Raw genomic sequence first — 24,570 nt, 5'->3', positions numbered from 1 at the left:
GCCATAGTTGAACCGTCCGCTTCAGGAGAACGCCATGAAGTATTTATGCCTGGTCTATAGCGATGAGCACCTGCTGCATTCGTCGCCCGACAGCCCGAAAGACGCTGAGTGCTGGGCCTACGCCGAGTCGATTCAGGGCAGCGGGCGGATGGTTGCTGCCGAGGCGCTGGAGTCGGTGCAGACCGCCACCACGGTGCGCATGCGTAACGGCAAACTGTCGATCACCGACGGCCCGTTCGCCGAAACCAAGGAGCAATTGGCCGGCTTCTACCTGATCGACGCCAAGGACCTCAACGAAGCGCTCCAGGTCGCCGGCAACATTCCGGCGGCGCGGGTCGGCAGCGTTGAAGTACGCCCGGTTCGACAGTTGAATGTCTGAGGTTCGGGCGCGGGTCGAGCAGGTCTATCGCGAAGACTCGCGGCGGATTCTGGCGACACTGATTCGCCTGCTCGGCGATTTCGACCTAGCCGAAGAAGCCTTGCACGAGGCGTTCTTCGTCGCGGTCGAACGCTGGCAGCGCGACGGCGTACCGGACAATCCGCGCACCTGGCTGGTGTCGACCGGGCGCTTCAAGGCGATTGATGTGTTGCGTCGACGTGCACGCTTCAAAGCTTCACAGCCCTTGCTGTTGGCGCAGTTGGAAGAACTTGAGCAGGCCGACTGGAGTGGCGAGGACGTGGAAGATGATCGCCTGCGGCTGATCTTCACCTGCTGCCACCCGGCGCTGGCGGCGGATGCGCAAGTGCCGCTGACCTTGCGCGAAGTCTGCGACCTGACCACCGAGGAAATCGCCCGCGCCTTTCTCTGCGCGCCAGCGGCGATTGCCCAACGCATCGTGCGGGCGAAAGCCAAAATCCGTGACGCAAAAATCCCCTATCAAGTACCGAGCCTGAGCGAATTGCCCGAACGCCTCGACAGCGTGTTGCGGGTGATTTATCTGGTGTTCAACGAAGGCTATTCGGCGTCGATTGGCGCGGAGTTGATCCGTGAGGATCTGACGCGTGAGGCGATCAGGCTGGGGCTGTTGTTGATGGAGTTGCTGCCGGAGCCGGAGGTCATGGGGTTGTTGGCGATGATGCTGTTGCACGAATCACGGCGACCGGCGCGGACTTCGCCGAGTGGTGAACTGGTGCTGCTGGATGATCAGGATCGTGCCTTGTGGGATGCCGGGTTGATTGCCGAAGGGTGTGCGCTGGTTGAGCGTGCGCTGACCACGCGGCGGTTTGGGCCGTATTGTTTGCAGGCAGCGATCGCGGCGGTGCATGCCGAGGCGCCGTCAGCGGCGGAGACGGATTGGGCGCAGATCGTCGGGCTGTATGACGTACTGCTGCGCGCGGTGCCCTCGCCAGTGATTGAATTGAATCGAGCGGTCGCGGTGGCCAAGCGCGACGGGGCGCTATCCGGGTTGAGTCTGATTGAAGGGATTTTGGCGCGCGGCGAATTGCAGGATTACCACTTGGCGCATTCGGCGCGGGCGGAGTTTTGTCGGCAGTTGGGCCGGGTGGGTGAGGCGAGGGCGGCGTATTTGCGGGCGTTGGAGCTTACGCGGCAGGAACCGGAGCGGCGGTTTATTGAAGGGCGGCTTTCGGCGCTGGAATTGCCCTCACCCTAGCCCTCTCCCAGAGGGAGAGGGGACTGATTGGGGGATATTGGAGAATTTCACCGACTTGAACGATCGGTATTGAATCCAGAATCGAGGTGTATACCGTAGCTATACATCCATAATCGACTCGGTCTTTCAGGTCGATGTCTGACGCAAGACACCTCGGTCGGCTCCCTCTCCCTCCGGGAGAGGGCTGGGGTGAGGGGCTTTTGACTTCAGGCTTGCCAGCGATCAGCAGCGCCGTTATTCCAGCATCTTGCTCAATAACCAACTCCCCGCCGGCCCCGGCGGATACAGCCGCGACCACAACGCATCAACAAACACCGGCTTAGGCCAGCCGCGCACCTTCAACTCGACCAGCAAATCATTGCCAAAGCGCTGCGCCAGCCAGCGCGGCAACGGCGCCCAGCCAAAGCCTTTCTCGGCCATCTCCAGCAACATCAGATAACTCGGCGCCGACCATACCCGACCTTTGCCACGGCTGTCATACGGATTGACGATGGTCGCCAGGCGCAATTCACGGTGCTGTTCCAGGATGTGTTGATCGATGTGATCGAGCCTGGCCAGCGCATGGTCGCGATTGACGAACAAGGCGATTTCCGTGCGCTCGGCCACTGTCGACGTCACCAGATCCGGCGGGTAGTTCTCTTGCATCTCAGCGAAGGCCAAGTGCGCGCGACCGCGTTGCACCAGCTCAATCAAGTCATCACATTCGGCAATCAGACATTCCAGTTCCAGATCCGGATAACGCTGCTCAAACCCGACCAACGCCGCTTCAAAACGGTACGACTGATAAGTGTCGGAAATCGCCACCGTCAGCTTCGGTTCGACGCCTTGGGACAACTGTCGTGCGGTCATTTCCAGGCGACTGCTGGCCGCCAGAATCGCCTCGGCGCGTTGCAGCATCACATGCCCGGCCGGGGGCAGCGTCGGTTTACGACTGCTGCGATCGAACAACTGCAGGTCCAGATCGATCTCAAGACTGGCCACTGCCGCGCTGATGGTCGACTGACTGCGCCCGAGTTTGCGTGCCGCTGCGGAAAACGAGCCTTGGGTGGCTGCCTGAACAAATGCCAAGAGCACTTCTTGCGAAATCATCAACTATCGCCTTGGTCGATGGTTATTGGTTATGAAGTATCGATGCGAGCATAGATCATGGCAACCATCTTCACTCAAGGACTCAGGCCATGACTGCCCACAAATCCATCTCTGAACGTATTTTCCAAGCCGTTGGTTTTGAACTGCTGGCCATCCTGATCTGCACACCGTTGCTGGCGTGGATCATGCAAAAACCGATGCTGGAAATGGGCGCGGTGACGGTGTTGATCGCCCTGTTGGCGCTGGGTTGGAACGTGGTGTTCAACCGCTTCTTCGATCGTATGCTTGCGCGCATGAACGTTGCGCACAATGCTTGGGTGCGAGTGGTACACGCGCTGCTGTTCGAGGGTGGTTTGATCGTAATGGGCGTGCCACTGATTGCCTGGTGGTTGTCGGTCAGCCTGTGGCAGGCGTTTTTGCTCGACATCGGCGTGTTGCTGTTCTTTCTGCCGTACACCTACGTGTATCACTGGGGCTATGACGTAGTGCGCGAGCGCTTCATGACGCGCAACGCTTGCCAGAACTGACGCCTACCTTTGTAGGAGCTGCCGAAGGCTGCGATCTTTTGATCTTGATTTTTAACAGCAAGATCAAAAGATCGCAGCCTTCGGCAGCTCCTACAGGGGGTAAGTGTTTTCAGTAAGAGTTAGAGGAACATGCCGCCGGATGCCTCAACCCGCTGGCCATTGATCCACTGTCCACCCGGCGACAGCAGCAACGCCAACGCCCCGCCAATATCGTCCGGTTGCCCGGCACGGCCCAGCGCGGTGTTGCTGGCGACCATCGCATTCACTGCTGAGTTGTCGCGTACTGCGCCACCACCGAAGTCCGTTTCAATCGCCCCCGGCGCAAGAATGTTCACGCCAATCTGCCGCGCACCCAGCTCTTTGGCCTGATAACGGGTCAGCACTTCCATCGCGCCTTTCATCGCCGCATAAGCGCCGTAACCCGGCAGGCTGAAACGGGTCAGGCCGCTGGAAATATTGATGATCCGGCCGCCGTCGTTAATCAGTGGCAGCAATTGCTGGGTCAGGAAGAACGGCCCTTTCAACTGGATGTTCATCAGCAGATCGAACTGCTCCGGCGTGGTTTCGGCAAACAGGGCATGCACGCCGATCCCGGCGTTGTTGATCAGGAAATCAAAACGCTGACGGTCGAACGTCTGCTGCAATGCCTGCTCAACACGTATACCAAAATCGGCAAAGGTTTCGCTGCGGCCGACGTCCAGTTGCAGCATCACGGCTTTCGTGCCGAGTGCCTGCAGTTCGGTTACCAGTGCCTGGGCTTCATCGGCGCGGCTGTTGTAGGTGCCGATGATGTCGATGCCCTGAGCGGCGAGGTGCAGGGCGGCGTTTTTACCGAGGCCACGACTGGCGCCGGTGATCAATGCGATTTTGCTGTTCATGGGACGTCCTCGATTGCAGTGAGTGGTGATGGCGCTCAGTTTATTTATCCGCCATGAGGTGATAAACAGAGTGAATCCGGAATCACTGATCGGCTCAGCCGAACAATCTACGAGTGGCCCATGAACAAACTGGAACTGCTGCGCACCTTCGTCAGGGTCAGCGAGCTGTCGAGTTTCACCCTCGCTGGCGAGAGCTTGGGCTTACCGCGCTCGACCGTGTCCGAACACGTGCAAGCGCTGGAAGCACTGCTCGGTACACGCCTGCTGCAACGCACCACGCGCAAGGTTCAGGCGACGCAGGACGGTTTGGTGTTGTACGAACGCAGCAAGGACCTGCTCTCGCACATGGACGAGATCGAAGGCCTGTTTCGCCAGGACGAAGCGTCGCTGACCGGGCGCATTCGGGTCGACATGCCGAACATTCTCGCGCGGCGCCTGATCATGCCGCGCTTGCCGCAGTTCATGGAGCGTCACCCGAATCTGGAGCTGGAAATCAGCAGCACCGATCGCCGTGTTGATCTGCTCAGCGAAGGCTTCGATTGTGTGGTGAGGATTGGCGCACAGCCAGATCAATCGGTGGTGGCGCGGCACCTCGGTGACTTTCCCATGGTTAACTGCGCCAGCCCGGCCTACCTTGAGCGCTACGGTGTGCCGCAGACCCTGGAAGATCTCGCGCAGCATCGGCTGGTGCATTACGTCGGCGTGCTCGGCTCGCGTTCGGAAGGTTTTGTGTACGAGGAGGGCGGTCAGGTTAAACGCTTGCCGATGGCAGGCAGCATTACTGTCAACAGCACCGACGCTTACGAGTCGGCGTGCCTCGGTGGATTTGGTCTGACGCAGGTGCCGCGTACCGGCATGCAGCCGCATCTGGATAACGGCGAACTGGTGACTGTGTTGCCGCAATTCACCGCGCCGGCGATGGGGATTTCATTGTTGTATGCGCGGCAACGGCATTTGCCATTGCGGGTCAGGGTGTTTATGGATTGGCTCGGCGATCTGATTCGCTCCGCGCTCTGAACCTGATCACCGGTCAAAACTGTAGGAGTGAGCCTGCTCGCGATAGCGGTGTGTCAGTTTAATCAATGTTGACTGATACACCGCTATCGCGAGCAGGCTCACTCCTACAGGGGGTCTTCGTCCGTTAGAAAATTTGGGTGAACAGCCAGTAGAGGCTGCCTGACAGCAGGATCGCCGCCGGCAGCGTCAGCACCCACGCCATCAACAGATTGCGGATGGTCTTCATCTGCAACCCGCCGCCATTGGCGACCATGGTCCCGGCCACACCCGAGGACAAAACATGGGTCGTCGACACCGGCAAACCAAACATGTCCGCCGCACCGATGGTCAGCATCGCCACGGTTTCCGCCGAGGCGCCCTGCGCATAGGTCAGATGGGTCTTGCCGATCTTCTCGCCGACCGTCACCACAATCCGTTTCCAGCCAACCATGGTGCCCAACCCGAGCGCGATGGCCACGGCGATTTTCACCCACAGCGGAATAAACCGCGTGGCGTTGTCGATCTGCTGTTTGAACAACTGCAGTTTGCCGCTGGTGTCGGCGTCGAAATTGCCGACCTTGTTCTTGTCCATCAGGCGAATGCTTTCGCTGGCCAGGTACATGTCGTTACGCACGTTGCCCATGGCTTCGGCCGGGACTTTCGCCAGCGAACCGTAGCCTTTGACCTCTTCACCGATGTGCCCGGTGAGGGCGGCAAGGGCGGGGATCAGTTGTGGCGTGGCGTCCTTGCTGCGCACGTAATCGGAGAGCACTGCACGCGGATCGGCGGGCGTCGGCAGCGGTGCACTTTTCACCAGCGCTTGCTGGGTGACTTGCGCCACGGCGGCAAACTGCAGCGATTGTTCTTCCGGCATGGTGCGGTTCAAGGCGTAAGCCATCGGCAGCGTGCCGACCAGAATCAGCATGATCAGGCCCATGCCTTTCTGGCCGTCGTTGGAGCCGTGAGCGAAGGACACGCCGGTGCAGGTCAGAATCAGCAACCCGCGAATCCACCATGGCGGCGGGGTGTTGCCTTCCGGGGCCTTGTACAGCGAACGATTTTTCACGAACGCGCGCAACGCCAACAGCAACAGCGCCGCACAACCGAAACCCACCAGCGGCGAGAGCAGCAAGGCGTAACCGATTTTGGTCGCCTGCGCCCAGTCGACACCGCTGGTGCCGTCACGGCCGTGCATCAAGGCATTCGCCACGCCGACGCCGATGATTGAACCGATCAAAGTGTGTGACGACGACGCCGGCAAACCCAGCCACCAGGTGCCGAGGTTCCACAGGATCGCCGCGATCAGCAGGGCGAAAATCATCGAGAAACCGGCGGAAGAACCGACCTGCAGAATCAATTCCACCGGCAGCAAAGCGATGATGCCGAACGCCACCGCGCCGCTCGAAAGCAGCACACCGAGGAAGTTGAAGAAACCCGACCAGACCACCGCCACGTTCGGCGGCAGCGAGTGGGTATAGATCACCGTCGCGACGGCGTTGGCGGTGTCGTGGAAACCATTGACGAACTCAAAGCCCAGGGCAATCAGCAGCGCCACACCGAGCAACAGAAACGGCGTCCACGTGGTGACCACCGTGCCGAGTTCGTGCATGTCGTGCATCAGGCTGTAGGCGGTGAACAGCATCCCCATGGCCAACACGGCGAAAAAGATCACGTAGGTGAACGGACCGGTTTTCTTGTCGAGGGCTGGCCTGCCACTGTGGGCGGACGTGGGGCTGACGGTCAGGGAGGGAGTAGCCATGGCAGGACAATCCTGAGCGAGGGAAGGAATGTCGCCCATGATCGTTGCAGAATGTTACAGAGAGACTGCGCCATGTCAGTGTTTGGCTGAATACCCCAACCGTCGGTCTTCTGCTCGTTCCCACGCTCTGCGTGGGAATGACGCCCGGGACGCTCCGCGTCCCTGTGACGCAGAGCGTCACTTGATGCATTCCCACGCAGAGCGTGGGAACGAGCGTTCAGGCGTCAGTAGTCTCCGCGCTTGCGAAACGCCCAACGCCCGGCAATCACGGTAAACGTCGCCACCAGTGCGACCAAAATCCAGAACCCTTCCGGATCCTGCGACAACGGCACCCCGCCCACATTCATCCCGAAAAAACCGGCAATGATGTTGATTGGCAACGCGAGCACAGTCACCACCGTCAAAGTAAACAGCGTGCGGTTGCTCTGTTCGTTGAGGTTGGCGGCGATCTCTTCCTGCAGCAGTTTGATCCGCTCACCCAGTGCAGTGAGGTCGTTGATGATCAGCGCAAACTCCTCGGTGGATTTGCGCAATTCCTTGACGTCCTCCTTCTGCAACCAGGGCGGCGGCCGATTGAGCAAACGCAATAACGAACCCGGTTCCAGCGCCAACAGCCGTTGCAGACGCACCAGCACCCGCCGGTTGGCACCGAGTTCGGCGCGATTGGTCGACAGCCGCGAGGAAAGCAATTCGTCCTCGACCTGATCGACGCTCATGCTGGTCTTGCGCACGATCTGCGTCAGCACTTCGCCTTGATCGCGCAGCAGATGCACAAGCAGTTCCGAGGGGGAACGAAAGCGTTCGCCAGCCTTCACCGACGAGCGCAATTTGTCCACCGAGTGCAGCGGTTGCAGACGTGCACTGACGATCAGTTTGCTGCGCACACAAACCCACAGCGTCGATACGTCCGAGGAGACCATGCTGCTGAGGTTGAACACCACATCGTTGACCACCGCCAGCAACGCCGAATCGACATGCTCGATGCGCGTCGAGCGCGAGCCTTCGTGCAGCGCCTCGAAAAACTCTTCGGGCAATTGCAGATGACTTTTCATCCAGCGCTCGCACGCCGCATGCGCCAGATTGAGGTGCAGCCAAAGGAATTCACCGCTGTCGCTGTCGTCCTGCAAACAGCGCAACGCTGTGGCCGAATCGACTTCGCGACCACGTTCGCCGGGCAGGAAGCGATAGCCGTAGAGCAGGCCAAACAGATCAGGATCGCGATGACTGATGTCGAGGCTGTGGTTCATGGAGGCTCGCTGCGAGGAGGGTGCGTCGGTACGCAAATGGCAGGTTCACTGAGCCGCATCATCGCAATGTCACATGACGTTTATATGACAGCAAAGTGACGTCAAATCAGCGACTTACCGGTGGTCGGATTTTCTTCAAGAAGCGCTCTGGCGCGCCGATCACGCTTGGGTTACGTTGCGCGCGCTTGGCCATGAGCCAAGGCGTGCCGACACGGATGTCCGGCAAAATTTCACGCTCTATCGGGCGTGCCTCATCCTTGTCCTGAGTATCTTTCGATGCTGCAAAAATCCCTGAGAACGCAAATTCTCGCCCTGCTGAGCGGCAGCCTGTTGGCGGTGCTGTTGATTGCCCTGGCCTGTTTTCATTTCCTGTCCAACGGCGTGCAGAGTTACAGCCAGTTGATCGCCGGTCCCTTGCACACTTCGCAATTGATCGACGAGGCGAACCTGCAATTCAAGGTGCAGGTGCAGGAATGGAAAAACGTGTTGTTGCGCGGCAAGCAGCCGGCGGATCTGGCCAAGTACTGGGGGCAGTTCGAAGACCGTCAGCGCGATGTGCAGAACATCCTCGGTGAACTGGCCGGCCAGAAAGGTCTCGAGCCGAGCCTGAAAAACCGCATCGAACGTTTGCGTGATGAGCATCGTCAGTTGGGTTCTGCCTATCAGAAGGGCCGCGATGCCTACGTGGCTGCCGGTGGTGATCCGACGGCAGGTGACGCGGCGGTCAAAGGCGTTGACCGTGCCGCCAGCGATCAGATGAGCGAACTGGTCGCCGAGTTGCGCAAGCAAGGCACCGCGCAGTCGGCGCTGATCAGTGCCGAAGCTGATCGCACGGTGTTGTTGGGGCTGTTGGTGATGCTCGCGTCGGGTCTGCTGATCGGCCTGTTGAGCCTGTGGCTGGTCAACCGCAACCTGGTCGAGCCGATCCGTAAACTGATCGATTACGTCACCCAATTGAGTCGCGGCAAACTGGCCGAACGTGTGGTCAGCGACCGTCAGGATGAACTGGGCAATCTCGCTGCTGCCGCCAACACCTTGCGTGATTTTCTCGCCGAAACCTTCACCCGTCTGCAGCGCAGCGCCAGTGATCTGGACAGCGCCAGCGGCGAGTTGAACGCGATCGCCACGACCATGGCTGGCGGCACCAACGAGCAGTTCAACCGCACCGATCAAGTCGCTACGGCGATGAACGAAATGTCCGCCACCGCACAGGAAGTGGCGCGTCACGCCGCCGATGCCGCGCGTGCGGCCGACGACGCTGATCAGTCCGCCCAACAGGGTGAAAAGGTCATGCAGAGCACCATCCACTCGATCACGCAGATGCGCGGCGAAATCGCCAATACCGCCACGGTGATTCGTCGTCTGGAAGCCGACAGCGGCCGCATCGGCAAGGTGCTGGAGGTGATTCGCGGCATCGCCGAACAGACCAATCTGCTGGCGCTCAACGCCGCGATTGAAGCGGCGCGGGCCGGTGAGGCCGGGCGTGGTTTTGCGGTGGTTGCCGATGAAGTGCGCAACCTCGCACAACGCACCGCCGAGTCGATCATCGAGATCAACCAGATCATTCAGAGCGTGCAGACCGGCGCGGTGGATGCGGCGCAAGCCATCGACAGCGGCCAGACGCGCAGTGATGAAAGCGTTGAGCAAGTGACCCAGGCCGGTGCGATGCTGGAGCGCATCACCCACGCAGTGGAAGCGATTCGCGACATGAACCGTCAGATCGCCACCGCTGCGGAAGAGCAGACCTCGGTGGCCGAGGACATCTCGCGCAACCTCACCGAGATCACCTCGATCGCCAGCACCAACCTCGACAATGTGCAGCGCACTGAAAGCGCCAGTCAGAACCTGCATAGTCTGTCGGGGCAGTTGAACGAAGTCACCGCGCGCCTCAGCGCCTGAGGTCATTGAACGTGTACCGATTCGGATACCGAGTCGGTACACAGTCGATCTCAAATTGATGCAGCCATGGTCGATGACCGGTTATCTATCACCGGCATTGGAGCCTTTCCATGGTCAGCATTACTTCAGTTTCGATCAATCAGACCGTCACGACACCCACCACTAAAACCGCAATCAGCGACGTCGGTGACGAGACCTCGACCACGGCAGCCGCCAGCACTGGCGTGAAAGCGGACACCAGCAAAGTGGCTGCGGGCGGTGGTGCGGCACCGGCGGGTGACAGCGATTCCAGCAGTGAAGAATCGGATTCGGTGAAGGAACTGCGCAAGCAGATTGCCGAACTGCAGAAGCAATTGCAGGAGGAGCAGCAAGCGTTGCAAGCGGCGCAGGCGAAGCAGGAAAGTTCTGATGCCAAGGCTGCCGAAGTAGCCGCTGCACAGGCGCAGATCACCGCTACCTCCGCGTCCCTGTCCACTGCTACTGCCTCGTTGTTGCAGGCGTTGCAGGATTCTGACTCGAGCACCTCGGGTTCGCTGGTCAGCACCTCGGCGTGATGCCCTTTTCCCTCACCCTAGCCCTCTCCCAAGGGAGAGGGAACTGACCGTGGTGACTATTTGAGGTACGTCGACCTGAAATATCGAGGCGCATTCAGGTCTTGAGTAACCCCCGATCGGCTCCCTTTCCCCCTCGCCCCCTTGGGGGCGGTCCGACGTTTCGGGAGGGCTGGGGTGAGGGGGAGAAAATCTCACTGACAACACATCAACCAAGCCAAACACCAGACACAAAAAAAGCCGCACGATCTTTCAATCGTGCGGCTTTTGGTGGTGCGTTCAATCAAGTGTCTTGCTTGTTGCTCAGCACTTTGCCGGTAGTTGCATCAAAGTCCACATCGAACTCTTTGCCATCAGCAGTTTTCAATTCAACTTCATACTCATAACCATTGAAGTGGTTATCCAGATCAGTGTCAGTAATCGTCGCACCCGGATGCAGTTTCAGCGCTTCGGCGTTCATCGACTCCAGCGACTTGATTTTGCCCGACTTAACCAGTTCAGGAATCTGGTCAACGCGAACATCAGCCTGGGCCAGGCCAGCGGTAAGAGTCAGGGCAGCGGCGGTAAACAGGGCAGTCAAAGTTTTCATCGGTTCGTTCCTTGGGGTGATTCGTTTAAGTGGCCTCAGGTTAACCAGTGCAACTTAACTCACCCTTAAAATCCCAAAGCCAAACAAAACGGGCAAGCCATGCACCTGCACAGAACCTGTGGGAGCGTGGCTTGCCCGCGATGAAAACGCCTTGATTTAAGATCAGAAGCCGTTGTTCTTCAGTACCTGATCAACGCTGCCGGCCGCCGGGCGTTTATAGAACTTCAACAGTTCGCTGGCACGGTTGGTGAAGATGCCGTCGACACCGGCCGCCATGACTTTCTCGAAGTCCACCGGCTCGTCGACGGTGTAGACGTGCACTAGCATGCCCTGGTCGTGGGTGTATTTATTCATCCACGGTTGCACCAGATCCGAATAGCTCTGATCGCCACCCTTGGTCAGCTTCGCCGACGGGCCGGTACCGATTGCGCCTTGGGCCTTGGCGTAATCCACCCATTGTTTGAATTCGGCTTCGGACTTCGGCTCTTGTTTGCCGTAGAAAACGTTTTTGTCTTTCTCGCCGGATTCGGCAAACGTCACTTTCGATTTTGGCTCGATGCTGCCTTCGCCCACCCACAACAGGAGGATTTTCGGCACTTGCGGCATTTCTTTTTCCAGCAGTTCGAGGCTGTTTTTCTCGAACGTTTGCAGGATCACTTTGCCCTTGCCTTGACCCACACCCAGCGCACTTTTTGCCAGTTTCGAACCGGCCGGGCTCAGCCAGCCGCGATCCTGCAGTTTCTCTTTCAGGTCTTTCTCGATCCCGGGAAACAGTTGCGGCTCTTTGGTCTCGATGTACAGGCCCGGCTTGTGTTGCGGATTGGCTTGGGCGATGTCGATGATTTCATCAAGGGTCAGAATTTTCAGCCCGGCGTAAGTCGGGCGCGCGCGATCCGGGTACTTGGTGTTGAACCAACTGCCGGCGTCGAGTGTTTTCAGTTCGGCCATGGTGAACGCGGTGGCCGAGGCGTCCTTGCGATCCGGGAATTTGGTCGCAACGTCAGTGGTGCGTTGCAGGTTGTCGTCGTGCAGGGCGAACAACACGCCGTCCTTGCTGCGCTGCAGGTCCATTTCCAGGTAGTCGGCGCCCAGATCGCGGGCCAGTTTGTAGGACGCCGCAGTGGATTCCGGCGCATCGAAAGAGGCGCCACGGTGAGCGATCACCGCCGGGTGCGGGATGCCGTTGGTGGCAGCGATCGCTTTCGGATCAGTCTGGCTGGCGGCGTGCGCCTGACCGAGGCCGAGCAGCAGGCTCAGGACCAGGGCGCTTTTGGTGAAAGTGGCGGGCATGTTCGAGTTCCTTTCGCAGGGCAATTTCAAAGACGTACCTTTTAACAACTGAATCGCTCGGGTGCTATCGCAGGACCGACATAAACGTATTAAAAGCGATTTTTCCTGCACTTTTGTGGCGCGGTTTGCAGTACGCTTGCCCTCGGCAGACGTCCCGGCAGAGGGCGCGCCGCTCAGTTGCCCTGCGTGTAAACCATCGATCAACTTTCGTGAGGTTTACCATGCGCATCACCTCCCAACTCATCTGCCAGGCCGCCGACGATCTCAAGGGCTTTGTCGGCCTCAACCGCAAAACCGGTCAGTACATCGTCAGATTCAGCGAAGATTCGTTCGGCATGGACGTGGCCGATGACGGCATTATTCCTGTGAGCGAATTCGTCTGGGCGCCGGCGACAGCGCAGACCATGACGCTTAAACGCGAGTTGATTCAGTTGCTCCTGGATCAGCATATCGATGAGCGGATCAACATCACCGAGCCGTTGCGCGTTTATATGAGCAAGGTTGAAGTGCCGGAGATTGTCGCGGTGCGGAGTCTGGTGCAGGGCTGAAGTTTTTAGTGGCTGTACCGGCCTCATCGCTGGCAAGCCAGCTCCCACAGGTTATGCGTTGCTTGAAGATCACATCGTACCTGTGGGAGCTGGCTTGCCAGCGATGGGGCCGGTGAGCTCACCACCAACATCACAGGCTGAACCGATACTCGCGTTCGACTTTGCACACCCGCGTATGAAACGCCGAATACCACTGCAGACGCCCACGCTCCTGTATCAGCCGATGCTCAGGGTTCTGCCGCCACGCCAGAATCGCCGCTTCGCTCTGCCAATACGACACCGTAATCCCGAAGCCATCCGCCCCTCGAACCGACTCCACCCCGAGAAACCCCGGCTGTTCGCGCACCAACAAATCCATGCGCTCAGCCGCCTCGGCATAGCCGTTGTCACCCTCGGTGCGAGTCGACGTAAAAATCACCGCAAAGCAGGCCGTCATCAACGTGCCTCCGCGCAAGCTTCAACAAACGCGTGCACCAGCGGCGGCATCAGCCCTTTGAGCGCCGCACGTTCCGGTTGAAACAACGTCGCGACAAAGAAGCGGTGCTCCTTGAGTTCAATCGCGCGCAAATCTCCCGCCGAATCATGACCCACGGCGTGTAGCCGATCGTTCAACAGTTCCTGTTCAAACAGCGGATTCACACCGAAGCGGCAGCGATAACCTTCACGAATCTGCGACGTTTCGTACGCCTTGGCGATCAACGAACCGGGCACCAGGTGAATGCTGTCCACCGCTTCGACCAGCGAACAGGTCAACGGCGTGAGTACCGCGCGATCAGCGTCGGGCGATGTTTCACCGTGTTCCGCATCGACCCAACCCAACACGTTGCGGGAAAACTCCAGCACCGCATGCTGAAAACCGCCACAGGTACCGAGGAAAGGGCGCTGTTGTTCGCGGGCAAAACGGATCGCTCGCAGTGCGCCGGCTTCACTTTTGTAAGGGCTGGCGGGGACGCACCAGAAACCGTCGAACCGCTCGAGCGGCGTATCGGCGTGGATCTGCTCGGTGGGCAGCCATTCGAATTGCACGTTCCTGTTGAGGTGTTCGGCGGCCAGACCGAGGGCGACGGGAATGGCTTGGTGGGCGGTGACTTGCGGGTCGTGATCGCCAATCAGGGCGATACGGATGGCGCTGTTTTCCATGGGGGTTCCCTGCGCTTGTTGATTGATGGCACTCACTATAGATTGGCGTTCACGCACTCAATATGGGCGTTTAGCCAAGTGATTAATGCAGCGACGCACTATCAACTCGACTATCCCGATCTGGCCCTGATCCTCGCCTTGGTGCGTGGCGGCTCGCTGGCCCGGGCCGCGCAGTTGTTGAAAGTCGACGTGTCGACGGTATTCCGCGCCGTGCGTCGTCTCGAAGCCGCACTGGGTCAGCAGTTGTTCGAAAAAAGCCGCTCCGGCTATTTACCGACAACTCTCGCGCAGACGCTGGCCGAGCAAGCCGAACGCGCCGAACAGGCACTGGAAGCCGCACGTATCGGCGTGGAGCAGGGCGGGGAAGTGGTCAGCGGTACGGTGCGCCTGACCTGCACCGATTCGGTATTGCAGGGTTTGCTGCTGCCGGCGCTGGCGCAGTTCATGCCCAATTACCCAGCGCTGACCATAGAACTGAGCACCTCCAACGATTTCGCCAACCTCAGCCGCCGCGATGCCGACATCGCCCTGCGCCTGACGCGTACACCTCCGGAGCATCTGGTCGGACGGCAACTGGCGAAGATTTCCTACCGGGTCTGCGCCAGTGCGCGCTATCTGCAAAACGTCGATGCGACGGATCTGGCCGCGCTGAACTGGATCGCCCCGGATGACTTTTTGCCCGATCATCCGACCATCGCCTGGCGTCGCCAGCACTTGCCCGGCGTCACTCCGGGGTATCGCTGCAACAGTATGTTGTCGGTGACGGAGTTGGTTCGTGCTGGCCTCGGCGTGGCGGCGTTACCGGACTTTCTGATCACCGACGGTTTGCAACCATTGAGCGAGCCGTTGCACGGTTACGACACCGCGTTATGGCTGCTGACTCGCCCGGATTGCCGGGCGTTGCGCTCGGTGGTGACGTTGTTCGATGAGCTCGGGCGGGCGTTACGGTTGCCGTGATCAGCGCTGCGGATTCTGGCGCATGTGATCGTGCAGCTCGCTGGTCAGGCTGGCGATGCGTTCGGTGAGGTTTTTGGTCATCTCGGTCAGGCGGGTGTTCTGCTCCAGCAGTTCAAGCAGTTGCGCGGTGTTCTTCGCCGCTTCGGCCTGCCGCTCGGTATTGGCCGATGCCAACGCTTCACGGTGTTGCGCGTCGGCATCGGCTTGCGCCTTGTCGCGCGCAGCCTGGCGTGTTTGTGCGAGCAGAATCAGCGGCGCGGCGTAGGCCGATTGCAGGCTGAAAGCGAGGTTCAACAGGATGAACGGGTAAACGTCGAAAGTGGTCACGCCAAACACGTTCAGGCAGACCCACAACAGCACAATCAGGGTTTGCGCGCCGAGGAACATTGGCGTGCCGAAGAACCGCGCAAACGCCTCGGCGCGCAAGGCGAAGGTGTCGTTGCCGAAAGTCGTGTTGAGGTGGGCGTGGGGGCGGTGGAAGCGCAGGTGATCGACGGGAGCTGTATCAGGTGTGGCGGGTTTTTCAGTGGTCATGATGCACTCGGCAGGACTTGAGACTGAAGCTCACTATAGTCCTGCATTGCGGCTCATGACCTCTTCGCGAGCAGGCTCGCTCCCACATTGGAATGCATTTTCCCTGTGGGAGCGAGCTTGCTCGCGAAGGCCGCGACGCGGTCTACCTGCCTTGCACAAGCCTTAACCCGGCACCCGCTCATTGGCAAACATACTCACCGCATCCACCGCCTCACTGGCGCCATCACGAATCTGCAGAATCACCGTGCCCGCCTGATTCGCCAACTCGACCCCTTCAGCCGCGCGACCCCGGGTGCCTTCCATGCTCTTGATGGCCTGGCGAGTTTCGCTCTGGATCAAACCGATCATGGTGGATATCTCCGCCGTTGAGCCACTGGTACGTGCCGCCAGTTGGCGTACTTCATCGGCAACTACGGCAAATCCGCGACCTTGCTCACCGGCGCGCGCGGCCTCAATGGCGGCATTGAGCGCCAGCAGATTGGTCTGGTCGGCAATCGCGCGGATCGTGTTGACGATGGCGGTGATCTGCTCAGAGCGCTCGCCCAGTTGCGCAATCAACGTTGAAGATTGGGCAATGTCCTCGGCGATTTCACGCATTTCACTGGCCGCTTGCTGGATCACCTGCGTACCTTGCTCGGCGACTTTTCGCGTCGCCACCGAGATGTGATACGCCGCGCTGGCACTGCGCGCGTCCTGCTCGTGTCGCTCGACCCGGGCGGTGACGTCGGAGGCGAATTTCACCACTTTGCACAAGCGCCCGGCAGCGTCATAAACCGGGTTGTAATTGGCTTCGAGCCAGACGATTTGCCCGCGTTTATCCACGCGTTCGAACTGCCCCTGGAAAAGCTCGCCCTGATTCAAGCGCCGCCAGAAATCCTCATAGGCGCTGCTGTTGACCAGTTCCGGCGTGCAGAACAAACGGTGATGTTTGCCTTTCAGCTCGGCGAGGGTGTAACCCATGCGCGTCAGAAAATTCTGATTGGCCGTAAGAATGCTGCCGTCGAGGTTGAATTCGATGACCGCCATTGCCCGGTCAATCGCCTGCAACTTGGCGTTGGCCTCACTTTCCTGCTGCACCTTGGCGGTCACGTTCATGGCGTACTTGACCACTTTCACCACGCGACCCGAGGCATCCTTGATCGGGTTGTAGCTGGCTTCAAGCCAGATAGGCTGACCCTTGCTGTTGACGCGTTCAAATGTACCGGACTGAAACTGGCCGTTTTTCAGGCGTGACCACAAATCAGTGTATTGAGCGCTACGCCCGAATTCTGCTGTGCAAAAGCGCCGGTGCGGTTGGCCGATCGCTTGTTCGGCGGTGTAACCCATGGTCTGGAGAAAGTTGTCATTGGCACGCAACACCACGCCATCGAGGTCGAACTCGATTACCGCCATCGAGCGATTGATCGCATCGAGCAGGCCGGCTTGTTCGGTGAGGGTGCGCTGAAGATCGTCGACGACGGCTTTGTGGCGATTGAAGAACATGTTCGCAGTACTCTGGAAGTGGGGAAGATCGAGGATTCAGTCCCTATTTCCGCGCCGGCAGACCGAATGCGCGGACGGCATTCGGCGATGACTGCTCAATGCCAGCATTCCATAGCTGGCAGATGGCTACTTATACAAAACTTCATAAAGTTGTACAAGGAAGTAATTATTTGTAAGTTTGTATAACTTTTTAGGCGCTGGCGTTGTCTGTCGCGGCACGGCTCAAGGCCACGCTAATGGTGTTGCGACCCGTGTGTTTAGCGGTGTAGAGCGCTTTGTCGGCATCGTCCAGCCAGTCCAGTGGATCCTTGTACAAGGATTGATAGCGCGCCAAACCGATACTCAGGCCCACTCGCAACTCTGGCACGTGCGGATGACGATACTGCTGCAATGCCTCGCGCAATTGCTCCATCAGCGCTTCGGCTTTGTGCAGTGGCAGTGTCGGCAGGATCACGCAGAATTCGTCACCGCCGTAGCGCCCGGCCAATTCGTACTGATCCAGCAGGCGCTTGAGCTCTTTACTCAATTGCCGCAGCACCTCATCGCCGACGATGTGCCCGAAGCTGTCGTTGATCTCCTTGAAATGGTCGATGTCGATCAATGCCAGCGTGGCTTGGGAGTTGTGTTGGCGGCACTGTTTGAATTTCAGGTGCAGCAGGTCTTTCCAGGCCCCGTGGTTGAGCAGGCCGGTGAGGCTGTCAGTACGGCTGAGGGCGCTCAGTGCGCGTTTGTGTTGGGAGAGTTTGATCGCCAGGCGATAACAGACCATGCCCAGCGCCAACGGATACAGGGTGAGCATTGGCAGGCAGGCCCAGACCTGAGGCTGCGTCATCGTCAGACTGAATTTGACGCCGAAAATCGCCCAGCCCAGCAGAACACCGGCGAGTTGCGCGAGGGCGCCGAACACGAACAGACGTTGGCCGCCGGCGGCAACATTGTTCATGGTCATCATCGACAGGATGGTCACGGTGGTTAGCGGGTTGAACTGAAAGCACGCCGCCCAGAAACCGCCGAACATCGAGTCGTATAACAAATTGCGCCGTTCAGCCTGATACGGGAACGCCGAGCGCGTGGAGATCTGGTAAGCGAAGTGCGGCCAGGCGAAACCGTTGAATAACAACAGCGCCCACAGCCAGCCGGGTATGTTCAGCGGATACAGCGCCGCAGCGACGCTGAAGAATCCCACGCCCAGACCAATGGCCCTGGGCAGGTAAATGCGCCGGGCGAATGACAAGCCTTTGCCGCGTTGGTTTTCCATGATGCCCTGCGCGAAATTCATCCTGAAATACTTTGCAGTATTTTCTCAGGCTGACCGTTCGTCGGTCGATTGTCGGACATTGTCATTTATTCCAACGGGAATAATCAGTGTCCTTCCGAGCCATTTAATCAGTGACTCGCGCAGGAGAAGGGCGATTTAGAGCTGATAGCAGGCCAGAAACATCTCCAGCGCCGATTCGGCGACGGTGTTCTGCATATCGACATCGAGGGCGGCACGGCCCATCGACATCTGCGGCCAGAAGCCGAAGGTCTTGAGCAAGCCTTGTACTTGATGGGCGGCAAACTCCGGGTCGACCGGTTTCAATCGGCCGTCGGCCTGCGCGGCGCGAATCCATACGGTCAGGCCTTCCTCGCGCTCGCCCATGCGCTCGATCATGTTCTGCGCGCGCTCCGGCGAGTGAATGGTGGCGGCAATTGCCACCCGGGCCAGGGTCAGGAAATTCTCGTCCGCCATCAACTGCACTTTGGCCTGGAGCATCTGCCGTAATTGCTCGCGCAACGGCTGATCACGGTTATACACGACCGATTGTTCTGCGCTGATTCGTGCCCACAACTGGTTGAGAATTTCGGCGAACAACTCTTCTTTGCTGGGGAAATGGTTGTACACCGTACGCTTCGACACACCGGCGGTGGCAGCAATCTTGTCCATGCTGGTGATCTCGAAACCGTTCGCGCGGAATTCGGCAATTGCCGCCTGAATAATGGCTTCGCGTTTACGGTCGGTGAGGCGCTGTGGAGCTGTCATAAGTACGCTTCGGCAGAGAAAAGATGAAATTACACTTGGCAGTTTACTTGTCATCCGCTTTGATGCAACCTAGAAACTACACCGAGCAGTGTAATGTTGCGTTAATCCTCGCAACCTAAAAAACAGCAGTTCGGCCTATGCGTGCAGCTTTGGCCATTTATCGTCCCACCGTGGAAAAACCGCGAATTGCGCGGTTTTTCTGGAGTCACTCAGTCATGGCCAATCCAGTTTCGATCCCGGATCACACATCCACGCCTGAAGCCTCGCGGCAGCATCAGGGGCTGTTTCGCAATCACGCACCCGTGCAACGCGAAGGTGTGCGCAAAATGCTGCGGATCATGTGGAACATGATTTTCCACAAACCGCGCAACACCCGGCCCGCAGCGCCGATCCCGGTGCAAGCGTTGACCCGGGAAGAACTGCTGGCAGCGCCCAATCACAGCGTCTATCGCCTCGGTCACTCGACCCTTTTGCTGAAGCTGCGCGACAAATTCTTCATCACCGACCCGGTCTTCGCCGAGCGCGCATCGCCGGTGCAGTGGGCCGGGCCGAAACGCTTCCACCAGCCCCCGATCAGCATCGACCAGTTGCCGCCGATCGAAGCGGTGATCCTGTCGCACAACCATTACGACCACCTCGATTACCAGGCCGTGCTCAGACTGGCCGCCAAGACCAACCTGTTCCTGACACCGCTGGGCGTCGGCGACACCCTGATCAAATGGGGCATCGATGCCAGCAAAGTCCGCCAGTACGATTGGTGGCAGGGCGCCGAGATTGCCGGCATCCGTTTCGTCGCCACACCGTCTCAGCACTTTTCCGGCCGTGGCCTGTTCGATGGCAACAGCTCCCTGTGGGCGTCCTGGGTGATGATCGACGGTGACACGCGGATCTTCTTCAGCGGCGACAGCGGCTACTTCGACGGCTTCAAACGCATCGGCGAACAATACGGCCCGTTCGACCTGACCCTGATGGAAACCGGCGCCTACAACGTCGAATGGCCACACGTACACATGCAGCCCGAAGAAACCCTGCAAGCGCACATTGACCTCAAGGGCCGATGGCTCTTCCCGATCCACAACGGCACCTTCGACCTGGCCATGCACGCCTGGCACGAACCGTTCGACCGGATCCTGGCATTGGCGTGGGAACGCAGTATTTCCATTACCACGCCGCAGATGGGCGAGGCGTTTAACATCGCTCAACCGCAACGCGGGGAGGCGTGGTGGTTGGCGGTTGAAGGGGAGAGTGAGGGTGTGGTGCAAAGCGCTTGATAGCTCGCCCAGTTCGCCCCTTCGGGGGCGATTGTCTTACTCAGCCATCGCAAAATCCCCACGCCCCGCCGATTCCAATGGCGCACCCTGAAAACTCGCACTACGCCCCGGTGCAAACCCGGGAAAGAACACCAGCCCCTGCGCCTCGAACCGGTAAGCCAACGCCAGTCGCGCCGCATCCGCGACATCCTGCTGCGCTTCAAAGCGTTGAATGTCTTCAACCGAAACCTCTGCCTCCCGCGATAGCTGGTCCACGCTCCAGCCCAGCATCGCTCGGGCCTGGACGCAGTGCGTCGGGGTGAACTGGAAAAGGGCAATGCGTTCGAGGATGTGGTTCATCGCAAGAGAGGCCATGGTGTGCTCCGGGCTCAAGAGTGCTGATTGAAAATGTACTGTGTTTTTGTACAGTTGTTTTCGGCCGGGATCAAACGCATTTTTTGATTTGCGCTAATTCGCCGCCTCCAACCAGACGGACGGTGCCTGCCCGAGGATCCGCCGGAACATCGTCGAGAACGCCGCCGGGCTTTCATAACCGAAGTCCAGGGCGATGCGTGTCACCGCTTCACCCGAGGCCAAGCGCGCCAGCGCCAGGACCACGCATGCCTGCTGCCGCCATTGTCTGAAGCTCAGCCCGGTTTGTTGGCGAAACAGTCTGTTGAAGGTACGCAAGCTTATGTGTAATTGGTCAGCCCAATGCTGTGGCGATTGGTGGGCGTACGGCTGATGCAGAAAGTTCTGACACAGAGAGAGGAGCTTTCCGTCAGTCGGCAGCGGAATGTGCAACGGTAGCGGCGCACTGCGCGTCAATTCATGCAGCAACAGATCAATCAACACACCGTCGCGGCCGCCCAAGTCATAGGTCAGCGGCACTTCCACCGCCTCCATCAACAAATGCCGCATCAACGGCGACACACTGATCACCTGGCAGCGCTCCCCCAAATCCACCGCACCGGGTTCGATGTACAAGCTGCGAGTGCTGACCCCAAGCATCAACACCTCATGCGCCACCCCCGGTGGAATCCACACCGCCCGCTGCGGCGGCACCACCCAGTTGCCGTCATGGGTGCTGACCTGCATCACACCAGTCGCGCCGTACAACAACTGCGCCCGTCGATGCGTATGAAAAGGCAGCAAGTGACCGTGGGAATAATCCGTACCGATCGCCACCACCGCGCGCGGCGTTTCATCCAGCAGATTGATCGAAACATTGCGCATCAGGCGTTTCCCGGTGGTTGGCGTAAACGCAAACATTATTGGCTGACTTGCTGAAGCAGGCCAAGCGCTGCCGCTCTATCGTCGAGCGCTCTCCCTACACGGACGCCTCGACATGTTCTATTTACTGCTGACCCTCTTCGGTTGCCTGACCGGCATTACCGCCGTGCTGTTCGGCTTCGGCGGCGGCTTCGTCGTGGTGCCGCTGCTGTATCGCCTGCTCACCGCCAGCCACGGCGCCGACGACCCGATCGGCCAATCGGCGATGCACATCGCCGTCGCCACCTCGACCTGCGTGATGATCGTCAACGCCCTGATAGCCACCGACAAACATCGCCGCGCCGGCAACCTGATCCGTCATTACCTGTGGCCGTTGGGTGGGTTTATCGGGATGGGTGCGGTCGTTGGCGCAATAGCGGCGGTGTGGGTCAGCGGCGACGTGATTCGCTACGCATTCATCGGCTACCTCGGCGTGACCATTGTCGATTGCCTGCTGCGACGCGGCTTTCTCACTCAGAACGCAGACGTCATCCCACGCCGACTTGGCGCTACGGAAACTTCCGCAGGTGGTGTAGGCATTGGCGCCATCGCGACGTTTCTCGGTGTAGGAGGCAGCGTCATGACCGTGCCGCTGCTGCGCCGTTGTGGATTGAGCATGTCGCAAGCGACGTCTATGGCCAATCCGTTGAGTGTGCCGGTGGCATTGGCCGGGACGCTGACGTACATGGCGTTAGCCGGGTTCAGTCAGGCTGACTTGGGCGCTTGGTTTGTCGGGTATGTGGATTTGCTGGCGTTTGCGGTGCTGACGGTTGGCTCGCTCATCGGGATTCGATTGGCCGCGCCATGGATTGGGCGGATTCCGGATCGGGTGCATGCCTGGGTTTATATCGGGTTGCTGATTATTGTGCTGCTGTGCATTTCGCTTAAATGAACCATTGCCAGGTTACAGCGGAAGAAATCAAAATCGATGACCGAGCGTTGTCCTCCAGCATTAACCAGAGAACCAGGATGTTGATCTTCAATTGCACCGAAGCCGCCAGTAAGTTTTTCAGCCGAGTTCACAAAGGCAAAAAGATTACGCCGGTGGACAACAAACCGCCGTCGCCGGCCATCGAAGATGACGAAGCCTCCAGTTCCGTAGAGCAGTGGCTAGTCCATGCGATCACTGTGCAACGCAAGCATGTTTTGTTGGTTATCCATGTGAAAACCCGTTACTGCATGGTCTTCGCCAATGCGCAAAAGGCTGACACAGAAGGTTTCGTTGCCTGGTTTGCTGATCGTTGGCGCGAAGGATTGATCCGCGATGCGATCAATCACGGTCTTATGGATTGGGTCGATGGCGGCATCATGCCGGAGCGTATGGATCAAGTCTGTCGCGACTACAAGTTTTATCGGCGCAGTCATCGCAGTGCACAAAAACATATTGATGAAATTGCCTGGTATTTCCAGGGCAATGCAGCCGAGTGGGGCTGTTTACCACAGAGTGAGCGTGAAGAGATTGGTTTCGATGCCGCGATGAATGACACGCCCAGAAGCAGCAAAGGTCAGAAAGATACCTACTGGCCGAATGTTGAAATGGTCGCTCACTGGTTGCGTGAATATTGCGCTGTTGATGAGGCGGGTATCGAAAGTGCTTTGAAGCGACGCCTGGAGGCATGGCGAGAGATCAGGGCTTTTCATTAAGCGCCCAAGTGCAGCCGAAATGTACGGTTGCACTCGATTCTCTGGCTTTGCCTCGCCATAATCCGCCCCGACATTCGCCGGGCCGGCGTGCAAACCCCAGGCGCGGCCTCCGCCTCTTTCAAGGAACGATCAATGCTCAAGGGACTGATGCGCCTGGCAACTTGCGCTGCTGTGCTGTTTTCAATGCTGTCTATCGCTCAGGCTGATGACGGCCGGCGCGTATTCACCGGTACGCTGGGTAAGACGCCGATTGTCGTGGAGCTTAATACCACACAGCCGGATGAAGTGACTGGGCGGTATTTCTACGAGAAATATCATCGCGATTTGCCTCTCAGCGGCGCATTGCAGGGCAGCACACTAACCCTGACCGAAGGTAATAATCGCTACGGCGACGACAAGCCGCTGCCGACGCTGAAGCTGAAACCCATTGCCGAAGGCTGGCAAGGCGAGTGGCAAAGTCCGCAGGGCAAGAAGTTGTCGGTGAACTTGGCCGAAGCCAAACTTCCAGCGCCGACATCAACGACTTTGCCTTTCTTTGCCACACTGCCGAATAGCGAACCCTACGAGTATCTGCGTTTACAGGGACTCAAGCTCAAGCCCGCGAAAACAGAAAGCTTCATGGGTTATAACCTGCAGTGGTGGGTCGAACCGGAATCGAAAATTTCGTTGTTCAGCGTCGCGTCCGGCTACCCGGCGCAAGATCAACTACGCATCAATCAGCTATTGCTTGAGCGACTTTGGCGAGAGGTCATTAGCTACCACGCCTGCATGCTGCAGGGTGGCGAAAATGCCGAGCAGTATCAGAGTGTCGCGCCCACGTTCCTGTCGCCGGACGTGGTCAGTCTGAACATCAATACCGGGTATGACTGTGGTGGCGCGCACCCCGATGTCAGTAACTCCCCCGTCAACCTCAATGTTCACACGGGCCAAGACATGAAGCTGCAAGACGTGTTGTGGGTTGGTGAGCGCGAGAATACCTCGGCTGGAAAAAACGTGAGCAGTCAGAGCGATGTGTTGACGCCGTGGCTGATCAAACAATTCACAACGCTGTATCCCAACGAAATGAAAAAACCAGCCGATGGTGATGAGGACAGCTGCGATTACACCGATGAAAATGTTTGGAGCGTTTTAAATTGGCACTTCACCGCCAAAGGCATTTACCTGGGACCGTACTTTCCGCGCGTACAACGTGGTTGCGATGAACCAGAGTGGTCGATCCTGCCGTACTCACTCGTCAAACAACACCCCGGCGCCGTCAACCTGCAACTACCCCAAGGCTAAC

At 58.8% G+C, this 24,570-nt stretch carries 25 protein-coding genes and 2 pseudogenes; 12 read left to right on the top strand and 15 right to left on the bottom strand.

Translation table 11 applies throughout. The features are described 5' to 3' along the window. The first annotated feature begins 34 nt into the window (after positions 1–34). Both CKW38_RS06400 and CKW38_RS06395 read left to right on the top strand, forming a co-directional pair. Positions 35–379, top strand: a complete 345-nt coding sequence (locus tag CKW38_RS06400) for a YciI family protein (RefSeq protein ID WP_095112241.1) — start codon at positions 35–37, stop codon at positions 377–379. Continuing rightward, complete coding sequence (locus CKW38_RS06395; protein ID WP_095112240.1) at positions 372–1,613, top strand: RNA polymerase sigma factor; 1,242 nt, start codon at positions 372–374, stop codon at positions 1,611–1,613. Before CKW38_RS06400 ends, CKW38_RS06395 begins: the two co-directional genes overlap by 8 nt. Positions 1,614–1,847: 234 nt before the next feature. Here CKW38_RS06395 and CKW38_RS06390 read toward each other — a convergent pair whose 3' ends face one another. Further along, positions 1,848–2,702, bottom strand: coding sequence for a LysR family transcriptional regulator (locus CKW38_RS06390; protein WP_095112239.1), 855 nt, complete (start codon positions 2,700–2,702; stop codon positions 1,848–1,850). Positions 2,703–2,791: 89 nt separating this feature from the next. Here CKW38_RS06390 and CKW38_RS06385 point away from each other — a divergent pair, with 89 nt between their 5' ends. Then, on the top strand, positions 2,792–3,229 hold the full coding sequence (locus CKW38_RS06385; protein ID WP_095112238.1) for a multidrug/biocide efflux PACE transporter: 438 nt from the start codon (positions 2,792–2,794) through the stop codon (positions 3,227–3,229). Positions 3,230–3,348: 119 nt separating this feature from the next. Here CKW38_RS06385 and CKW38_RS06380 read toward each other — a convergent pair whose 3' ends face one another. Next, on the bottom strand, positions 3,349–4,107 hold the full coding sequence (locus CKW38_RS06380; RefSeq protein WP_095112237.1) for an SDR family NAD(P)-dependent oxidoreductase: 759 nt from the start codon (positions 4,105–4,107) through the stop codon (positions 3,349–3,351). Between the two features lie 120 nt (positions 4,108–4,227). On the opposite strand from CKW38_RS06380, the gene CKW38_RS06375 reads away from it, so the two are divergent. Then, positions 4,228–5,124 carry a LysR family transcriptional regulator gene (locus tag CKW38_RS06375; RefSeq protein ID WP_007917769.1) on the top strand — a complete coding sequence of 299 codons (897 nt, stop codon included), beginning with the start codon at positions 4,228–4,230 and terminating at the stop codon, positions 5,122–5,124. Positions 5,125–5,248: 124 nt separating this feature from the next. On the opposite strand, the gene CKW38_RS06370 is transcribed toward CKW38_RS06375, so the two are convergent. Beyond that, positions 5,249–6,862: an inorganic phosphate transporter gene (locus CKW38_RS06370; protein ID WP_007917765.1), complete on the bottom strand. Its 1,614-nt coding sequence runs from the start codon at positions 6,860–6,862 to the stop codon at positions 5,249–5,251. Between the two features lie 224 nt (positions 6,863–7,086). Beyond that, positions 7,087–8,109, bottom strand: a complete 1,023-nt coding sequence (locus CKW38_RS06365) for a transporter (protein WP_007917764.1) — start codon at positions 8,107–8,109, stop codon at positions 7,087–7,089. A gap of 276 nt (positions 8,110–8,385) precedes the next feature. On the opposite strand from CKW38_RS06365, the gene CKW38_RS06360 reads away from it, so the two are divergent. Both CKW38_RS06360 and CKW38_RS06355 read left to right on the top strand, forming a co-directional pair. Further along, positions 8,386–10,008, top strand: coding sequence for a methyl-accepting chemotaxis protein (locus CKW38_RS06360; RefSeq protein WP_095112236.1), 1,623 nt, complete (start codon positions 8,386–8,388; stop codon positions 10,006–10,008). A gap of 110 nt (positions 10,009–10,118) precedes the next feature. Further along, positions 10,119–10,562, top strand: coding sequence for a hypothetical protein (locus CKW38_RS06355; protein WP_095112235.1), 444 nt, complete (start codon positions 10,119–10,121; stop codon positions 10,560–10,562). Between the two features lie 280 nt (positions 10,563–10,842). Here the strand turns inward: CKW38_RS06355 and CKW38_RS06350 are convergent, their stop codons facing one another. Together CKW38_RS06350 and CKW38_RS06345 are read right to left on the bottom strand one after the other, a co-directional pair. Further along, entirely contained in the window at positions 10,843–11,148 is a 306-nt protein-coding gene (locus tag CKW38_RS06350; RefSeq protein ID WP_007917758.1) for a PepSY domain-containing protein, read from the bottom strand. Positions 11,149–11,310: 162 nt separating this feature from the next. Continuing rightward, positions 11,311–12,438 (bottom strand): glycerophosphodiester phosphodiesterase, encoded by a 1,128-nt coding sequence (locus tag CKW38_RS06345; protein WP_007949923.1) that lies wholly within the window; start codon positions 12,436–12,438, stop codon positions 11,311–11,313. Between the two features lie 221 nt (positions 12,439–12,659). Between CKW38_RS06345 and CKW38_RS06340 the strand changes: the two genes are divergently transcribed. Further along, entirely contained in the window at positions 12,660–12,986 is a 327-nt protein-coding gene (locus CKW38_RS06340) for a DUF2025 family protein (protein ID WP_095112234.1), read from the top strand. 130 nt (positions 12,987–13,116) lie between these two features. On the opposite strand, the gene CKW38_RS06335 is transcribed toward CKW38_RS06340, so the two are convergent. Further along, positions 13,117–13,422, bottom strand: coding sequence for an antibiotic biosynthesis monooxygenase (locus CKW38_RS06335; RefSeq protein ID WP_095112233.1), 306 nt, complete (start codon positions 13,420–13,422; stop codon positions 13,117–13,119). Next, on the bottom strand, positions 13,422–14,126 hold the full coding sequence (locus CKW38_RS06330; protein ID WP_095112232.1) for a CTP synthase: 705 nt from the start codon (positions 14,124–14,126) through the stop codon (positions 13,422–13,424). Before CKW38_RS06330 ends, CKW38_RS06335 begins: the two co-directional genes overlap by 1 nt. Positions 14,127–14,141: 15 nt before the next feature. On the opposite strand from CKW38_RS06330, the gene CKW38_RS06325 reads away from it, so the two are divergent. Then, the gene (locus CKW38_RS06325; RefSeq protein WP_095112231.1) at positions 14,142–15,083 is read left to right on the top strand and encodes a LysR family transcriptional regulator; all 942 of its coding nucleotides are present in this window, start codon (positions 14,142–14,144) and stop codon (positions 15,081–15,083) included. Here the strand turns inward: CKW38_RS06325 and CKW38_RS06320 are convergent, their stop codons facing one another. The 5 genes and pseudogenes from CKW38_RS06320 to CKW38_RS06305 all read right to left on the bottom strand — a co-directional run bounded on the left by CKW38_RS06320 (position 15,084) and on the right by CKW38_RS06305 (position 19,122). Then, the gene (locus tag CKW38_RS06320) at positions 15,084–15,617 is read right to left on the bottom strand and encodes a DUF1003 domain-containing protein (RefSeq protein WP_095112230.1); all 534 of its coding nucleotides are present in this window, start codon (positions 15,615–15,617) and stop codon (positions 15,084–15,086) included. A 162-nt stretch (positions 15,618–15,779) separates the two neighbouring features. After that, positions 15,780–16,217: pseudogene (locus CKW38_RS30605) on the bottom strand (methyl-accepting chemotaxis protein); the annotation flags it as partial. A 108-nt stretch (positions 16,218–16,325) separates the two neighbouring features. Then, positions 16,326–17,009, bottom strand: a pseudogene (locus CKW38_RS30600) (PAS domain-containing protein); the annotation flags it as partial. Positions 17,010–17,289: 280 nt separating this feature from the next. Next, entirely contained in the window at positions 17,290–18,357 is a 1,068-nt protein-coding gene (locus CKW38_RS06310; protein ID WP_095112430.1) for a diguanylate cyclase, read from the bottom strand. A 156-nt stretch (positions 18,358–18,513) separates the two neighbouring features. Beyond that, positions 18,514–19,122 (bottom strand): TetR/AcrR family transcriptional regulator, encoded by a 609-nt coding sequence (locus CKW38_RS06305; protein ID WP_095112228.1) that lies wholly within the window; start codon positions 19,120–19,122, stop codon positions 18,514–18,516. Between the two features lie 215 nt (positions 19,123–19,337). Between CKW38_RS06305 and CKW38_RS06300 the strand changes: the two genes are divergently transcribed. Beyond that, positions 19,338–20,393 carry an MBL fold metallo-hydrolase gene (locus tag CKW38_RS06300; protein ID WP_095112227.1) on the top strand — a complete coding sequence of 352 codons (1,056 nt, stop codon included), beginning with the start codon at positions 19,338–19,340 and terminating at the stop codon, positions 20,391–20,393. A gap of 36 nt (positions 20,394–20,429) precedes the next feature. Here CKW38_RS06300 and CKW38_RS06295 read toward each other — a convergent pair whose 3' ends face one another. Both CKW38_RS06295 and CKW38_RS06290 read right to left on the bottom strand, forming a co-directional pair. After that, entirely contained in the window at positions 20,430–20,747 is a 318-nt protein-coding gene (locus tag CKW38_RS06295) for a hypothetical protein (protein WP_095112226.1), read from the bottom strand. 93 nt (positions 20,748–20,840) lie between these two features. Next, positions 20,841–21,608, bottom strand: coding sequence for a helix-turn-helix transcriptional regulator (locus CKW38_RS06290; protein WP_095112225.1), 768 nt, complete (start codon positions 21,606–21,608; stop codon positions 20,841–20,843). Positions 21,609–21,720: 112 nt separating this feature from the next. Here CKW38_RS06290 and CKW38_RS06285 point away from each other — a divergent pair, with 112 nt between their 5' ends. The 3 genes from CKW38_RS06285 to CKW38_RS06275 all read left to right on the top strand — a co-directional run bounded on the left by CKW38_RS06285 (position 21,721) and on the right by CKW38_RS06275 (position 24,569). Beyond that, positions 21,721–22,536 carry a sulfite exporter TauE/SafE family protein gene (locus tag CKW38_RS06285; protein ID WP_095112224.1) on the top strand — a complete coding sequence of 272 codons (816 nt, stop codon included), beginning with the start codon at positions 21,721–21,723 and terminating at the stop codon, positions 22,534–22,536. Between the two features lie 77 nt (positions 22,537–22,613). Further along, positions 22,614–23,288, top strand: a complete 675-nt coding sequence (locus CKW38_RS06280) for a hypothetical protein (protein WP_095112223.1) — start codon at positions 22,614–22,616, stop codon at positions 23,286–23,288. Between the two features lie 132 nt (positions 23,289–23,420). Then, positions 23,421–24,569, top strand: coding sequence for a hypothetical protein (locus CKW38_RS06275; protein WP_095112222.1), 1,149 nt, complete (start codon positions 23,421–23,423; stop codon positions 24,567–24,569). Position 24,570 lies beyond the last annotated feature (1 nt).

Origin of the sequence: Pseudomonas sp. Irchel 3H7, assembly GCF_900187605.1 — a bacterium.
Taxonomy (GTDB): domain Bacteria; phylum Pseudomonadota; class Gammaproteobacteria; order Pseudomonadales; family Pseudomonadaceae; genus Aquipseudomonas.
The sequence above is the reverse complement of the archived record's forward strand: the minus strand, read 5'-3'. Positions and strand labels throughout refer to the sequence as shown.

Bases quoted from the DNA above. Each gene is read 5' to 3' on its own strand.
- CKW38_RS06400 (WP_095112241.1), top strand. From the start codon at position 35: ATGAAGTATTTATGCCTGGTCTATAGCGATGAGCACCTGCTGCATTCG.
- CKW38_RS06395 (WP_095112240.1), top strand. From the start codon at position 372: ATGTCTGAGGTTCGGGCGCGGGTCGAGCAGGTCTATCGCGAAGACTCG.
- CKW38_RS06390 (WP_095112239.1), bottom strand. From the start codon at position 2,702: ATGATTTCGCAAGAAGTGCTCTTGGCATTTGTTCAGGCAGCCACCCAA.
- CKW38_RS06385 (WP_095112238.1), top strand. From the start codon at position 2,792: ATGACTGCCCACAAATCCATCTCTGAACGTATTTTCCAAGCCGTTGGT.
- CKW38_RS06380 (WP_095112237.1), bottom strand. From the start codon at position 4,107: ATGAACAGCAAAATCGCATTGATCACCGGCGCCAGTCGTGGCCTCGGT.
- CKW38_RS06375 (WP_007917769.1), top strand. From the start codon at position 4,228: ATGAACAAACTGGAACTGCTGCGCACCTTCGTCAGGGTCAGCGAGCTG.
- CKW38_RS06370 (WP_007917765.1), bottom strand. From the start codon at position 6,862: ATGGCTACTCCCTCCCTGACCGTCAGCCCCACGTCCGCCCACAGTGGC.
- CKW38_RS06365 (WP_007917764.1), bottom strand. From the start codon at position 8,109: ATGAACCACAGCCTCGACATCAGTCATCGCGATCCTGATCTGTTTGGC.
- CKW38_RS06360 (WP_095112236.1), top strand. From the start codon at position 8,386: ATGCTGCAAAAATCCCTGAGAACGCAAATTCTCGCCCTGCTGAGCGGC.
- CKW38_RS06355 (WP_095112235.1), top strand. From the start codon at position 10,119: ATGGTCAGCATTACTTCAGTTTCGATCAATCAGACCGTCACGACACCC.
- CKW38_RS06350 (WP_007917758.1), bottom strand. From the start codon at position 11,148: ATGAAAACTTTGACTGCCCTGTTTACCGCCGCTGCCCTGACTCTTACC.
- CKW38_RS06345 (WP_007949923.1), bottom strand. From the start codon at position 12,438: ATGCCCGCCACTTTCACCAAAAGCGCCCTGGTCCTGAGCCTGCTGCTC.
- CKW38_RS06340 (WP_095112234.1), top strand. From the start codon at position 12,660: ATGCGCATCACCTCCCAACTCATCTGCCAGGCCGCCGACGATCTCAAG.
- CKW38_RS06335 (WP_095112233.1), bottom strand. From the start codon at position 13,422: ATGACGGCCTGCTTTGCGGTGATTTTTACGTCGACTCGCACCGAGGGT.
- CKW38_RS06330 (WP_095112232.1), bottom strand. From the start codon at position 14,126: ATGGAAAACAGCGCCATCCGTATCGCCCTGATTGGCGATCACGACCCG.
- CKW38_RS06320 (WP_095112230.1), bottom strand. From the start codon at position 15,617: ATGACCACTGAAAAACCCGCCACACCTGATACAGCTCCCGTCGATCAC.
- CKW38_RS06310 (WP_095112430.1), bottom strand. From the start codon at position 18,357: ATGGAAAACCAACGCGGCAAAGGCTTGTCATTCGCCCGGCGCATTTAC.
- CKW38_RS06305 (WP_095112228.1), bottom strand. From the start codon at position 19,122: ATGACAGCTCCACAGCGCCTCACCGACCGTAAACGCGAAGCCATTATT.
- CKW38_RS06300 (WP_095112227.1), top strand. From the start codon at position 19,338: ATGGCCAATCCAGTTTCGATCCCGGATCACACATCCACGCCTGAAGCC.
- CKW38_RS06295 (WP_095112226.1), bottom strand. From the start codon at position 20,747: ATGGCCTCTCTTGCGATGAACCACATCCTCGAACGCATTGCCCTTTTC.
- CKW38_RS06290 (WP_095112225.1), bottom strand. From the start codon at position 21,608: ATGCGCAATGTTTCGATCAATCTGCTGGATGAAACGCCGCGCGCGGTG.
- CKW38_RS06285 (WP_095112224.1), top strand. From the start codon at position 21,721: ATGTTCTATTTACTGCTGACCCTCTTCGGTTGCCTGACCGGCATTACC.
- CKW38_RS06280 (WP_095112223.1), top strand. From the start codon at position 22,614: ATGTTGATCTTCAATTGCACCGAAGCCGCCAGTAAGTTTTTCAGCCGA.
- CKW38_RS06275 (WP_095112222.1), top strand. From the start codon at position 23,421: ATGCTCAAGGGACTGATGCGCCTGGCAACTTGCGCTGCTGTGCTGTTT.